This is a genomic window from Geodermatophilus obscurus, from assembly GCF_900115395.1.
Classification (GTDB): Bacteria; Actinomycetota; Actinomycetes; order Mycobacteriales; family Geodermatophilaceae; genus Geodermatophilus; species Geodermatophilus obscurus_B.
This window is the reverse complement of record NZ_FOWE01000005.1, coordinates 250029-262048: the sequence shown is the minus strand read 5'-3', so window position 1 is coordinate 262048 and position 12020 is coordinate 250029. Positions and strand designations below refer to the sequence as shown.

Annotated in this window: 15 protein-coding genes; 6 read left to right on the top strand and 9 right to left on the bottom strand. The window is 76.0% G+C overall.

Annotated elements, in window-relative coordinates; genetic code table 11:
• Positions 1-5 precede the first annotated feature (5 nt).
• Together BM165_RS11875 and panB are read left to right on the top strand one after the other, a co-directional pair.
• The gene (locus BM165_RS11875) at positions 6-1835 is read left to right on the top strand and encodes an NAD+ synthase (protein WP_208976720.1); all 1830 of its coding nucleotides are present in this window, start codon (positions 6-8) and stop codon (positions 1833-1835) included.
• Positions 1832-2662, top strand: a complete 831-nt coding sequence (gene panB, locus BM165_RS11870) for a 3-methyl-2-oxobutanoate hydroxymethyltransferase (protein WP_075013741.1) — start codon at positions 1832-1834, stop codon at positions 2660-2662. Before BM165_RS11875 ends, panB begins: the two co-directional genes overlap by 4 nt.
• A gap of 17 nt (positions 2663-2679) precedes the next feature.
• On the opposite strand, the gene BM165_RS11865 is transcribed toward panB, so the two are convergent.
• The gene (locus tag BM165_RS11865) at positions 2680-3048 is read right to left on the bottom strand and encodes a DUF2784 domain-containing protein (RefSeq protein WP_075013740.1); all 369 of its coding nucleotides are present in this window, start codon (positions 3046-3048) and stop codon (positions 2680-2682) included.
• A 75-nt stretch (positions 3049-3123) separates the two neighbouring features.
• On the opposite strand from BM165_RS11865, the gene BM165_RS11860 reads away from it, so the two are divergent.
• Entirely contained in the window at positions 3124-4239 is a 1116-nt protein-coding gene (locus tag BM165_RS11860; protein ID WP_075013885.1) for a glycosyltransferase, read from the top strand.
• A gap of 22 nt (positions 4240-4261) precedes the next feature.
• On the opposite strand, the gene BM165_RS11855 is transcribed toward BM165_RS11860, so the two are convergent.
• The gene (locus tag BM165_RS11855; protein ID WP_075013739.1) at positions 4262-4447 is read right to left on the bottom strand and encodes a hypothetical protein; all 186 of its coding nucleotides are present in this window, start codon (positions 4445-4447) and stop codon (positions 4262-4264) included.
• A gap of 132 nt (positions 4448-4579) precedes the next feature.
• Here BM165_RS11855 and BM165_RS11850 point away from each other — a divergent pair, with 132 nt between their 5' ends.
• The gene (locus BM165_RS11850; protein ID WP_075013738.1) at positions 4580-5746 is read left to right on the top strand and encodes a GGDEF domain-containing protein; all 1167 of its coding nucleotides are present in this window, start codon (positions 4580-4582) and stop codon (positions 5744-5746) included.
• A gap of 69 nt (positions 5747-5815) precedes the next feature.
• Positions 5816-7105 (top strand): M24 family metallopeptidase, encoded by a 1290-nt coding sequence (locus BM165_RS11845; RefSeq protein ID WP_075013737.1) that lies wholly within the window; start codon positions 5816-5818, stop codon positions 7103-7105.
• Between the two features lies 1 nt (position 7106).
• Here the strand turns inward: BM165_RS11845 and BM165_RS11840 are convergent, their stop codons facing one another.
• The 7 genes from BM165_RS11840 to BM165_RS11810 are packed head-to-tail and all read right to left on the bottom strand — an operon-like array spanning position 7107 to position 11458.
• Positions 7107-8096 (bottom strand): SDR family oxidoreductase, encoded by a 990-nt coding sequence (locus BM165_RS11840; RefSeq protein ID WP_075013736.1) that lies wholly within the window; start codon positions 8094-8096, stop codon positions 7107-7109.
• A gap of 17 nt (positions 8097-8113) precedes the next feature.
• Positions 8114-8545 (bottom strand): ChaB family protein, encoded by a 432-nt coding sequence (locus BM165_RS11835; RefSeq protein ID WP_075013884.1) that lies wholly within the window; start codon positions 8543-8545, stop codon positions 8114-8116.
• 5 nt (positions 8546-8550) lie between these two features.
• The gene (locus BM165_RS11830) at positions 8551-9432 is read right to left on the bottom strand and encodes an alpha/beta fold hydrolase (protein WP_075013735.1); all 882 of its coding nucleotides are present in this window, start codon (positions 9430-9432) and stop codon (positions 8551-8553) included.
• On the bottom strand, positions 9429-9788 hold the full coding sequence (locus BM165_RS11825; protein WP_280140711.1) for an acyl-CoA thioesterase: 360 nt from the start codon (positions 9786-9788) through the stop codon (positions 9429-9431). Before BM165_RS11825 ends, BM165_RS11830 begins: the two co-directional genes overlap by 4 nt.
• Positions 9789-9814: 26 nt before the next feature.
• Positions 9815-10045 (bottom strand): hypothetical protein, encoded by a 231-nt coding sequence (locus BM165_RS11820; protein ID WP_075013733.1) that lies wholly within the window; start codon positions 10043-10045, stop codon positions 9815-9817.
• Positions 10046-10055: 10 nt separating this feature from the next.
• The gene (locus tag BM165_RS11815) at positions 10056-10313 is read right to left on the bottom strand and encodes a DUF2795 domain-containing protein (protein ID WP_075013883.1); all 258 of its coding nucleotides are present in this window, start codon (positions 10311-10313) and stop codon (positions 10056-10058) included.
• A gap of 11 nt (positions 10314-10324) precedes the next feature.
• Positions 10325-11458, bottom strand: coding sequence for a baeRF2 domain-containing protein (locus BM165_RS11810; RefSeq protein WP_075013732.1), 1134 nt, complete (start codon positions 11456-11458; stop codon positions 10325-10327).
• Between the two features lie 137 nt (positions 11459-11595).
• Between BM165_RS11810 and BM165_RS11805 the strand changes: the two genes are divergently transcribed.
• Positions 11596-11958, top strand: a complete 363-nt coding sequence (locus BM165_RS11805) for a DUF8129 domain-containing protein (RefSeq protein ID WP_075013731.1) — start codon at positions 11596-11598, stop codon at positions 11956-11958.
• Positions 11959-12020: the final 62 nt, after the last annotated feature.

Here is a 12020-nt window from a genome sequence, read left to right as displayed (position 1 = left end):
ACGGCGTGAGCGGACCCGTGCAGCTCCGAGTGGCGATGGCCCAGGTCGACACCCGCGTCGGCGACCTGGAGGGCAACGCCGCGCTCGTCGTCGAGTGGGCGGAGAAGGCGGCCGGTGACGGCGCCCACCTCGTGGTGTTCCCCGAGATGACGCTGACCGGCTACCCGGCCGAGGACCTCGTGCTGCGCGAGTCGTTCGCGCAGGCCAGCGAGCGGGCGCTCACCGACCTCGCCGCCACCCTCGCCGAGCGGGGCCTCGGCGGGGTCGCCGTCGTCGTCGGGTACCTGGCGCACACCCACGGCGCCGGCCCGGCACCGGTGGACCAGGTGCCGGCCGACGGCGACCGGCCCGGCGACGCCAACCCCCGTCGCGGCGCCCCGCGCAACGCCGCGGCGCTGCTGCACGGCGGGGAGGTCGTGGCCCGCTACGCCAAGCGGCACCTGCCTAACTACGGCGTCTTCGACGAGGCGCGCTACTTCGTCCCCGGCACCGAACTGCCGGTCGTGCGGCTGCACGGCGCCGACGTCGCGCTGACCATCTGCGAGGACCTCTGGGTCGAGGGCGGCCCGTGCGGGGTGGCCGGGCAGGCCGGCGTCGACCTCGTCGTCTCCCCCAACGCCTCGCCCTACGAGCGGGCGAAGGACGACCTGCGGCTGCCGCTGGTGCAGCGCCGCGCCGCGGAGGCCCGCGCCCCGATCGTCTACTGCAACCTGGTGGGCGGGCAGGACGAGCTGGTCTTCGACGGCGACTCGCTCGCGGTCTCCGCCGACGGCGAGCTGCTGGCCCGCGCGCCGCAGTTCGTCGAGCACCTGCTCTGCGTCGACCTCGTGCTCGACCGCGGCCGGGTGCCCGAGCGGCGGGAGGGCCGGATCGGGCCGATGACGGTCACCCGAACGGTCCTCTCCGAGGAGCCGGTGGCCGCGTTCGAGCCGCGGCCGGCGTCCGTGGCCGAGCCGCTGTCGGACCCCGAGGAGGTCTGGCGGGCGCTGGTGCTGGGCCTGCGGGACTTCATCGACAAGAACGGCATGCCCTCGGTCGTCTTCGGCCTCTCCGGCGGCATCGACTCCGCGCTGGTGGCCGCGTTGTCGGTCGACGCGCTCGGCGCCGACCGGGTGCACGGCGTGGCGCTGCCGTCGCGGTACAGCTCGGAGCACTCGCTCGCCGACGCCGAGGACAGCGCGCGGCGGCTGGGGCTGCACTTCTCCACGGTGCCGATCGCGCCGATGGTCGACGCGTTCGAGTCCTCGGTGGAGCTGTCGGGGACGGCGGCGGAGAACCTGCAGGCCCGGGTGCGCGGGACGCTGCTCATGGGGCTGTCCAACCAGCACGGGCACCTGCTGCTGGCCACCAGCAACAAGAGCGAGGTCGCCGTCGGCTACTCGACGCTCTACGGCGACGCGGCCGGCGGCTTCGCGCCGATCAAGGACGTGCCCAAGACGCTGGTGTGGGAGCTCGCCCGCTGGCGCAACCGGTACGCGCGCGAGCGCGGCGAGACCGAGCCGATCCCGCAGAACTCGATCGACAAGCCGCCGTCGGCCGAGCTCGCCCCCGGGCAGAAGGACAGCGACTCGCTGCCCTCCTACGAGGAGCTCGACGCCGTCATCGCCGACTACGTCGACCGCGACCTCGGGATGGCCCAGCTGCTCGAGCGCGGCCACGACCCGGCGGTGGTGGCGCGGGTGCTGCGGCTGGTGGACGTCGCCGAGTTCAAGCGACGGCAGTCCGCGCCCGGTACCAAGATCAGCCTCAAGGCGTTCGGCCGCGACCGGCGGCTGCCCGTCACCAACCGCTGGCGGGAGAGCCTGCCCAGCGTCCGCGAGGGAGCGCAGGCATGACGGAGTCGGTGCTGTACGGCGGGACGTCGACCGCCCGGGTGCGCATCCACCACCTCCTGCAGGCCAAGGAGCGCGGCGAGCGGTGGGCGATGCTCACCGCCTACGACACCTACGCCGCCGCCGTCTTCGAGGAGGCCGGCATCCCGGTGCTGCTCGTCGGCGACTCCGCCGGCAACGTCGTCCTCGGGCACTCCTCGACCGTGCCGGTGACCGTCGAGGACCTGCTGCTGATGACCAAGGCGGTCACCCGCTCGACGAAGCGTGCGCTGGTCGTCGCCGACCTGCCCTTCGGCAGCTACGAGTCCGGTCCGCAGCAGGCCTTCGCCAGCGCCGTCCGGATGATGAAGGAGGGCGGCGCGCAGGCGGTCAAGCTCGAGGGGGGGGTGCGGGTCGCGCCGCAGACCCGGCTGCTCACCGACAACGGCATCCCGGTGATGGCGCACATCGGCTTCACGCCGCAGAGCGAGCACGCGCTCGGCGGGTTCCGCGTGCAGGGCCGCGGCGCCGGGGCCGAGCAGCTGCTGGCCGACGCGCACGCGGTGCAGGAGGCCGGCGCGTTCGCCGTCGTGCTGGAGATGGTGCCCGCGGCGCTGGCCGCCCAGGTGACGAAGGAGCTGTCGATCCCCACGATCGGCATCGGCGCCGGGCCCGACTGCGACGCGCAGGTGCTGGTCTGGCCGGACATGGCCGGGCTCAACGGCGGGCGGGTGCCGAAGTTCGTGAAGAAGTACGCCGACCTGCGGGGGGAGCTGCTGCGCGCGGCGCGCGAGTACGCCGACGAGGTCCGCGGCGGCGTCTTCCCCGGCCCCGAGCACTCCTTCGAGTAGTCCTCCCGGGGGCGGCGTCACCGCCGGGCGACCGGCCGGGAGGTCCGCAGGAACAGCAGGCCGTAGCCGACGGCGTTGAGGCCGAGCGCCACCGTGTACATCCCGACCTGGACGGCGGCCGACCCGACGTCGAGACCGACCGGGCCGAACACGACGTGCCCGAGGAACCCGCCGTCGTAGGGCGGCGCCCCGGCCCGTTCGCGCAGGGCCAGCTCCACCGTCGTCAGCGGGCATGGGGCACCCGCCAGGTTGATGCCGAGCACCACCAGGGCCACCGGCGCGTGCAGCCGCACGAGCACGGGCCGGCGCAGCGCGAGCAGCGAGCCGGTCAGCATGAACAGGACCACCGCCGCGTGCAGGACGGCGACGGCGTGCGCGAGCACCACCGGCCCATCGTCGCGCGGTCCGGGCCGCGGCGGAACGCCTTGTGCCGGGACGGTGCCGGGGCCAGCCTGGCCGCCGTGCGCGTGCTGGTGGTGGCCTCCCCGCTGACCGGACACGTCCTGCCGCTGGTCCCCCTCGCCCTCGCGCTCCGGGACGCCGGCGCGGAGGTGGTCGTCGCCACGGCCGGTGACGGCGTCGCGGTCTGCCCGCCGCAGCTCTCGCCCACCGACGTCGCGCCGGGCCTGCGGCTGGGGCCGCTGTTCGGCCGGATCATGCTGCGGCACCCGCTCCTGGCCCGCCGCGAACTGGCCGGGCGCGGGGGCACCACGGCCGTCGGGCTGCTGTTCGGCGCGCTCGGCGCCCGCACCGCCGCCGGCACCGTCGCGCTGGCCGACCGGTGGCGGCCCGACCTGGTCGTGCACGAGCCGCTGGCCCCGGCCGGGGTGGAGGCCGCCGCACGGCTGGACGTCCCCGCCGTGCTCGTGGAGGGCAACCTCTTCGACGCCGGCCGGCTGCGCGACGCCGCGCTGGCGGTCTACGCGCCCGCCCGGGGCCTGACCGCTCCCCCGCCGCCCGTGGAGACGGTGACGACGGCACCGCCCAGCCTCGTCGGGCCGCGGGAGGGCCGGCCCGTGCGGTTCCTCCCCTGGGCGCCCGACCGTCCCTTCGACGAGAGGTACGCCCGTCCCGGGATCCGGCCGCGGGTGCTGGTCAGCCGCAGCACGGTGTCCTCGCCGGGCCGGGACCGGCTCATGGCCGACGTCGCCGCCGCGGCCGCGGGCACCGGCCTCGACGTCGTCCTCGTGCGGCCCGAGCGGTGGGTGACCCGCCGCCGGCTGCCGCCCCAGGTGACGACGACGGACTGGCTGCCGTTCCCGCGGGTCCTGCCGGCCGCCGCCGGGGTGGTGCACCACGGCGGGGCGGGGACGCTGCTCACCGCCCTGGCCGCCGGGACGCCGCAGCTGGTCGTGCGGGGCGCCGGTGACCGCCGTACCAACGCCGACCTGGTGGCCGCGCGCGGGGCCGGCATCGCGGTCGACCCCGGCGGGGTCACCGCGGCGGTGCTCGAGCGGCTGGTCGGCGACCCCGGCCTGGCCGGAGCCGCGCGCGAGGTCGCCGCCGAGATGGCCGCCATGCCCGCGCCGGCCGAGGTGGTGCCGCGCCTGCTCGACCTGGCCGGCGCCGGGCGCTGAGGAGGCCCGTGCCGGTAACGGGTCAGTCGCCCTCCCGCCACTCCCGGTCCTCGGCGTCGAGCTTCTCGTTGCGGTCGGCGACCGACTGCAGCGCGCGCTCGGCCTCCTCCCGGGTGGCGTAGGGGCCGAGCCGGTGGCGCTCGGCGCACCCGTCCCGGTCCTCGACGGTGTCGTGCTTGAGGCAGTAGAACCACGGTCCCTGCGCCACGGGCGCACCTCCTCGTCGTCGGCCGTCGCCGGGACCCTGCCCGGACGGCATCCGGGCCCCACCCTCCCGCACCGCCGCAGGTCGCGCGCGTGGTCGCCCGCTCCGCCCCTGACGTGGGGCATCCTCCTGCGCGTGAGTCCCGCGTCACCCGCTGGCCCGGACGGTCGGCCGCCCCCCGCCGGGCGCCCCGGCACCGAGAGCGGGGTCGCCGCCGTCCTGCTCGCCGTGCTGCTCCTCACCGGCGGCGGCACGGGCCTGGTGAACCTGGCCCTCGACGACGTCGTCCGCGACGGTCCCGGCCGCCCCGTCTACGCGGCGACGATGGCCGCACTGGTCCTCATGGCGGTGCCGCTGCTGGTGCGGCGGCGCATCGGCCGGTGGCAGACCTTCGCCCTGGTGCTGCTCGGCGACCTCGTCTACGTCGTCGTCGCGCTGTGCATCGACGACCCCGTGCGCTACGCGACGCCGCTGATGCTGCTGTTCCCCGCACTGGTCGCCGCCTGGTTCCTGCGGCCGTGGATGCTGGCGGTGAACATGGTCGCCACGCCGCTGGCGGTGCTGGTCGCGATGTGGAGCAGCTACCCCGACCCGGTGGCCCTGGCCGTCCAGGTGGGCGTGAGCGCCGGGATGCTCGACCTGGTCTCCTTCGCGGTGAGCGTCCTGCGGCGCCGGGAGCGGCGGCTGCTGGCGGCGGCCGAGGCGCTCGTCCTGCGCGACCCGCTGACCGGCCTGTCCAACCGGCGGCACCTGGTCGAGCAGGCGCCGCGCACCTGGCGGCAGGCCCGTCGCGGGGGCCTGCGGGTCGCGGCCATGGTCATCGACCTCGACCACTTCAAGCAGGTCAACGACGTCCACGGGCACGCCGTCGGGGACGCGGTGCTGCAGAGCGTGGCGCGGGCGCTGGCCGACACCGTCCGGCCCAGCGACGTGCTGGCCCGCCTCGGCGGGGAGGAGCTGGTGGTGCTCGGCATCGTCGGCGACCCCGGCGAGGCCGGCCGCCTGGCCGAGCGGCTGCGGCTGGCGGTGGCCGGCGCCCGGACCGAGGACGGTCCCGCCGTCACCGCCTCGATCGGCATCGCGCTGACCCGGCCGGTCGACGGCGAGGACGCGGCCGCGGCGCTGTGGTGGCTCGTCGACCGCGCCGACGCGGCCATGTACACGGCCGAGCAGGGCGGTCGGGACCGGGTGGCCGGCTTCAGCCCGCCGCGGCCCCGGCCGACGCCCGACGGCGAGCGCCTGGGACCCCCGACGGTCCCGGGCCCGGCCCTGCCGGGGCACGCGCCCTCCGACGCCGGCTGACGGAGGACGCCCCTGCAGCGGGGCCGTTCCACCCGGTGGGAACGGCGTTTCTCTGCTTCCCTGGTCGGCATGACGCTGGTGGTCCCGGACCCGACGCGGACCGTGCCGCTGCCGCTGCGGCAGCAGGCCGACGTCCGCGACCGGTGGCTGACCCAGCGCCTGCTCGACCTGCTGCCCGGGCTGATGGACCGCGCCGGGATCGACCTGTGGGTCGTCGTCGGCCGGGAGAACAACGAGGACCCGGTGCTGGCCACCCTGCTCCCGGCCGCGTGGCTGTCCGCCCGGCGGCGCACCGTGCTCGTGCTGCACCGCAGCGACGACGGGGTCACGCCGGTCGCGGTGTCCCGCTACCCCGTCGGCCAGTACCTGCCCGGGTGGTCGCCCGGCGAGGGCGACCAGTGGGCCGCGGTGCGCCGCATCGTCGAGCAGGCCGCGCCACGCCGGATCGGGATCGACGTCTCGGCCTCCTGCGCCCTCGCCGACGGGTTGTCGGTCACCGAGCACCGCGCGCTCACCGACGCCCTCGGCCCGTGGGCGGAGCGGCTGGTCCCGGCCGAGGACCTCGTCGTCGGCTGGCTGGAGACCCGGCTGCCCGAGGAGGTCGCCGCCCTCGACGCCCTCAACCGGCTCACCGACGACGTGCTCGCCCGCGCCCTCTCCCCCGCCGCGGTGACACCCGGCACCACGACGGCGGCCGACCTGGCGTGGTGGCTGCACCAGGAGCTGGCCGACCGCGGCGTGCCCCCGTGGTTCCACCCCGGCGTCACCGTCCAGCGGGCGGGCGTCCGGCTGCGCGGGCACGGCGACGTGGCGCTGCCGGCCCTGCCGCAGGACGCCGCCGTCGAGCCCGGTGACCTCGTCACCTGCGACGCAGGCCTGGCCAGCCTGGGCCTGGTGACCGACCTGCAGCGCAGCGCCTACCTGCTGCGTCCCGGGGAGTCCGCTCCTCCGCCCGGCCTCCAGGCGGCCTGGACGGCGGCCACGCGGATGCGCGCGCTGACCGCCGAGGCGATGGCGGTGGGCCGCACCGGCAACGAGGTGCTCGCCGCGGCCCGCGCCTCCGCCGACGCGGAGGGGCTGACCGCGGAGGTGTACTCGCACCCGGTGGGCGTGCACGGGCACGGGGCGGGGCCGGCGATCGGCCGGTGGGACGCCCAGCGCGGCGTGCGCGGGGACGGCGACCGGGTGCTGCACCCCGACACCGTCTACGCGCTGGAGCTGGCGGTGCGCACGACCGTCCCCGAGTGGGGCGGGCAGGCGCTGCGGCTGGCGGTCGAGGAGGCCGTCGTCCTCACCCCGGCGGGCACGTCGTTCTTGGGCTGCCCGCAGCGGGAGCTGTGGACGGTCCCCGCCGCTTGACTCAGCGGCGCGGCATGCGCTGCCGCGCCCGCAGCAGCAGTTCCCCGGGCCGCAGCACGGTCCCGGCCAGCCGGGTGACGGGGCTGGTGCGGATCGCCTGGTCGGCGTGGCTGCCGCGGACGCTGCCGGGGCCGGGCGTGGGGGTGTCGAGGATGTCGGTGCCGTCGTCGGGCCGGTCGGTCATCTGCGTCGGCCGGCCGGCGACGGAGAGGACGGCGTCGGTGAGGGCGGGGCTGAAGCGCTGCCCGGCGATGAAGCCGAGTGCGGCGTCGCCGGCGGGGACCTCCCGGCGCGGGTGGGTGGCGGCCCGGACGACCGCGTCCGCCACGACCTCCGGCGCGTACACCGGCGGCGGGGGCTTGGGCACGAAGCCGGTCTTGCTGCGGGAGTGCTCGAAGAAGGGGGTGGCGATGCTGGCCGGGAGGATCGTCGACACCGAGACCGGAGACCCGGCCTCGGCGAGCTCCATCCGCAGCACGTCGTAGAACGCCCGCAGCGCGAACTTGCTCGCCGCGTACGGGCCCTGCAGGGGGACGGCGCGGTAGCCGAGCACCGAGCCGATCCCGATCAGCCCGCCCGCGCCGGCACGCTCCAGCGCCGGGACCGCGGCCTGGGCCGCGGCGACGTGGCCCAGCACGTTGACCTCCAGCACCCGCCGGAACTCCGCCAGGTCGATGTCGACCACGTTGCCGTAGACGCTGACCCCCGGGACGGTCACCCAGGTGTCGATGCGCCCGAACCGCGTCTCGGTCGACCGGACGAGGTCGTGCACCGCCGTCTCGTCGCTGATGTCGGTCGGCACGGCGACGGCCTCGGTGCCCAGGCCGGTCAGCTCGTCGACCAGGGTGCCCAGCGCCTCGACGCCGCGGGAGGCGACGACGATGCGCGGCACGCCCTGCCGAGCGAACTCGAGCGCCGTCGCCCGGCCGATGCCGCTGGAGGCACCGAGGACGACGACGACCTGGTCGGTCAGGGGACGTGGGCTGCTCATGCCGTTCCGGTACCCCGTCAGCGCTGGTTCCTGCGGGCCTCGGCGGTCTTCCTGTCGTTCGCCTTCTGGATGGCGTCGACCAGCTCGTCCTTCGTCATCCGGGAACGGCCGTGCACGTCGAGCCGCCTGGCGACGTCCAGGAGGTGCTCCTTGGTGGCGTTGGCGTCGACGCCGCCCTTGGTCTCCCGGTCGGTGTCGGCGCCGCCCTCGGCCTGGGCGTCGCTCGGCCCCCTGTGGTCCTTCTCCTCCCAGTGGTCGCCGACCTTCTCGTGGGTGTGCTTGACCGCGGCCCACGCCACCCGGTTGGCCCGCTGCTCGTCGCCGTCGTAGGTCCCGACGGCGGAGTCGTGGGTCTTCGCCCAGGTGCGCTGCGCCTTCTCGTCGGAGCGCTGCAGGGTGCTGGGGAGCTCCTCGGCCTTCGCGTCACCGCTCCTCGTCGTCTTCGGCATGACGCTCACCTACCCGCGAGGAAGGGCAGCAACGCGACGACCAGTTCCTGCGGCGCCTCCTCAGCGACGTGGTGGCCGCTGTCGACCGGACCGCCGCCGCGCAGGTCGGTGGTCCAGCCGGCCCAGATGGCCAGCGGGTCGCCGTGCAGGTCCTCGAGGTCGTCGCGGGACGACCACAGCACCAACGTCGGGCAGGTGACCCTGCGGCCGGCGGCCCGGTCGGCCTCCTCGTCGGCGCGGTCGACGGTCAGGCCGGCGCGGTAGTCCTCGAGCATCGCGCGCACGGTGGCGGCGTCGCGCACCGCGGCGACGACGTCGGCGTGGTTGTCCTCCCCGAGCGCGGCGGCCACACCCGGCCGGTCGAGGCCGTACCAGGCGACGGGGTCGGCGCCGATCGCCCGCTCCGGCTTCTCCGGCTGGGCGTAGAAGAACCAGTGCCACCAGGCGCCGGCGAACCGCGCGTCGCAGCGGTCGAGGTGCTCGACGATCGGGATGCAGTCGACCACCGCGAGGGCGGTCACCGCCTCCGGGTGGTCGAGCGCCAGCCGCAGCGCCACGTAGCTGCCCCGGTCGTGGCCGACGACGGCGAACCGCTCGTGGCCGACGAGCCGCATCAGCGCACGGACGTCACCGGCGACCGCCCGCTTGGCGTACGCGCGGTGCTCCGCGTCGGGTGCCGGCCCCGTGGAGCGGCCGTAGCCGCGCAGGTCGGGGCAGACGACGGTGTGCCCGGCGGCCACCAGCAGCGGGACGACCCGGTGCCAGGTGGTGTGCGTGCGCGGGTGGCCGTGCAGCAGGACCACCGGCGGCCCGGAGCCGGCGACGCGCACGCGGAGCCGGACGTCGGCGGTCACGTCGACGTACCGGACGCCGGAGGCCTCGCTCACTCCACCAGCCACCGCGACCAGTGCGCGCGCTGCGCGCCGGTGAGCGGTGCGCTGGCGTCGGCGGCGTAGTCGTAGTTGACGAGCACCATCTCCGCGCGCAGCGCCGGCTCCCCGTCCTGGGCGAGCTCCTGGCGCAGGCCGATGGAGCTGCGGCCCAGCCGGGTGACGGTGCCGACGACGGTCAGGTGCTCGCCGGCCCGGTAGCGGACCTGGCGCAGGTAGTCGACCTCCAGCCGGGCGAGGATGATGCCCGCGCCCGGCGTGGGGTCGACCATCGCCAGCCGCGCGTCCTCGAGCAGGCCGAGGACGCGGGCGTGGTTGACGTGCCCCAAGACGTCGGTGTCCGACCAGCGCAGCTGGACGGGGTGTTCGTGCCGCTCGCTCAGGGCAGGTCCGCCGTCTCCGCCGACTGCCGGTGGGCGCCCTGGGCGTCGTCGGGGTCGGTGTGGACGGTGCGCTCCTCGGACTCGGCGAGGATGATCTCGGCGGCGACCTCCTCCATGCCGCTGCCCTTCATGGCCGCCTCCTCGGGCAGCAGGTCGGCGCGCGTCTCGATGTTGTGCTCGGTGACGTTGGCGAGCGCCTCGGGGCTGGGCTCCTTCTGCGTGACCACGCGGGCCTCCTCAGAACCGGTGCTGCTCGGTGCCGATGCCCAGCGCCCGGGCGACCTCCTGCACGTTCTCGAAGCGCTGCCCCTCGGGCAGCCGGCGCAGGTCGGCCAGCACCCGGCCGGGCGCGTTCGACTCCTGGGCCTTGGCGACGAGCGTCTCGCGGTCGGCGGGCCAGACCTCCTTCCCGAGCGCCTCGGCGATCGCGGCGCGGTGCTCGACGTCCCCCTGGCCCATGCCGGGCGAGGTGGCTGACTGGTGCGGATCGGTCATGGCGGTCTCCGTCACTGGGGGGTCGGGGTGGAGTCGTCGGTGTAGCGCAGGATCGCCGCCACCGGGATGTCGCCCGGCATGGCCGCGCGGGGCACGACGACGACCCCGGCGGTGCTGGCGACCGCGGCGGCCAGCAGCGCGGTCTCGGCCGGCACGGAGTGGACCTCCTGGACCCCGAGGGCGTCCATGTCGCCCTGGTCCACGCCCAGCTCGAGCGGCGAGGCCCCCACCAACAGCTTCTCGTCGTCGGCGGGGTCGGCGAGCAGGAGCGTCTCCACCTGCGCCTTGCGCAGCGCCTCGACGACGTTGGCGGTGCCGGTGACGGCCAGGCCGTGGGCCCCGGCGGAGGCGATCTTCTCGACGGCCTCGGCCTCGTCGCGGGCCTCGTGCTCGGCCACCAGCTCGGCGGCCCTGCGCTCCACGGGTTCGCGGTCGGCGCCGGCGGCGCGGCCGCCCTCGTCCATGTTCACGATGAGGTCCGACCACAGGGCGCTGGCGCGGTCGGTGAGGATCTGCCGGGCCCGCATGTCGCCGGCGAGCAGGACGAAGCGCGGGTGCACCCGGCGGACGACCGAGGCGATGTGCTCGGCGACGTCGTCGGCGTTGTGCACCCACTTGTTCTCGGCGTTGTGCTGGTAGCGGTGGTGCGCCCAGCCGCCGCCCTGGAACTTGCGGATCTGGTAGCTGTCGCCCTCCACCGTCTCCTCCGCGTCGGCGTGACCGGGGAGGGTGGCGAGGGTGAGGTCGGCGCCGACGCGGTCGGTGAGGACGACGACGTGCGGGATGCGGCCGGGCAGCGCGCGCAGCACCGGGAGGAGTTCCGGCTGCGGCGACCACTGGGCCAGCTCCTGGCGCGGGACGTCGCCGAGCTGGGAGTCGAAGACGACCGTGCCGTCGGCGGCGACGATCACCGCGCGGCCACGGATGGTGCCCGCCTCGCCGCCGTCGTTGCCCTCGAGCAGCCGGCTCCGGACCGCCTCGACGACGGCCTCCGGGGCGCCCTGCTCGGTGAGCTTCTCGGCGACCGCGCGGACGCGGAGGTCGAGCTCGGTGTCGGCGTTCTCGGTGACGTGGGTGACGTCGGCCGTGACGGTGGCGTAGGGACCTGGGGCCTCGAAGACCGGTGCCAGGAAGGACACGTCCATGGGTGGGGACCACTCCTCGGTGCTGATCGTGTGCGGGAGGGCGCCCTCGGCGGGGCGCGCACTGCCCGCCCGCCTACCCACCGACCCGACCGCCACACACCGTGTCGGATCCCGGAGGCGGGGGTAGGCGGTGCCCCATGACCGAGCACGACCAGCTGCCGCTGCCCGACTACGACCACCTGCCCGTGCAGGGACTGATCTCGCGCATCCGCACGCTGGACGCCACCGGCCTGCAGACGCTGCTGGACTACGAGCGCGCCCACGCCGACCGGCTGCAGGTCGTCACCGCGATGCAGAACCGGCTGCGGTCGCTGCACGAGGGCGCCCAGCCCTCCGGCGGTGACCCGGCGGCCCCGGCCGCGGACGACCCGGTGCCCGCCGCGGCGGGGTCCAAGGTGTCGGAGGCGACCACCGGCCCGGCGATCAACGCCCCCTCGCACGGCGACCCGACCAACCCGGCCCAGCCGCGGTCCAGCGGCACCCACCGCAAGGGCACCTGACCCCTCCCGCACACGGCGGCGGCCGCGCACCCACCGGGTGCGCGGCCGTCGTCTGCGTCCGG

Bases quoted from the DNA above. Each gene is read 5' to 3' on its own strand.
- BM165_RS11810 (WP_075013732.1), bottom strand. From the start codon at position 11,458: ATGGACGTGTCCTTCCTGGCACCGGTCTTCGAGGCCCCAGGTCCCTAC.
- panB (WP_075013741.1), top strand. From the start codon at position 1,832: ATGACGGAGTCGGTGCTGTACGGCGGGACGTCGACCGCCCGGGTGCGC.
- BM165_RS11805 (WP_075013731.1), top strand. From the start codon at position 11,596: ATGACCGAGCACGACCAGCTGCCGCTGCCCGACTACGACCACCTGCCC.
- BM165_RS11815 (WP_075013883.1), bottom strand. From the start codon at position 10,313: ATGACCGATCCGCACCAGTCAGCCACCTCGCCCGGCATGGGCCAGGGG.
- BM165_RS11835 (WP_075013884.1), bottom strand. From the start codon at position 8,545: ATGCCGAAGACGACGAGGAGCGGTGACGCGAAGGCCGAGGAGCTCCCC.
- BM165_RS11845 (WP_075013737.1), top strand. From the start codon at position 5,816: ATGACGCTGGTGGTCCCGGACCCGACGCGGACCGTGCCGCTGCCGCTG.
- BM165_RS11840 (WP_075013736.1), bottom strand. From the start codon at position 8,096: ATGAGCAGCCCACGTCCCCTGACCGACCAGGTCGTCGTCGTCCTCGGT.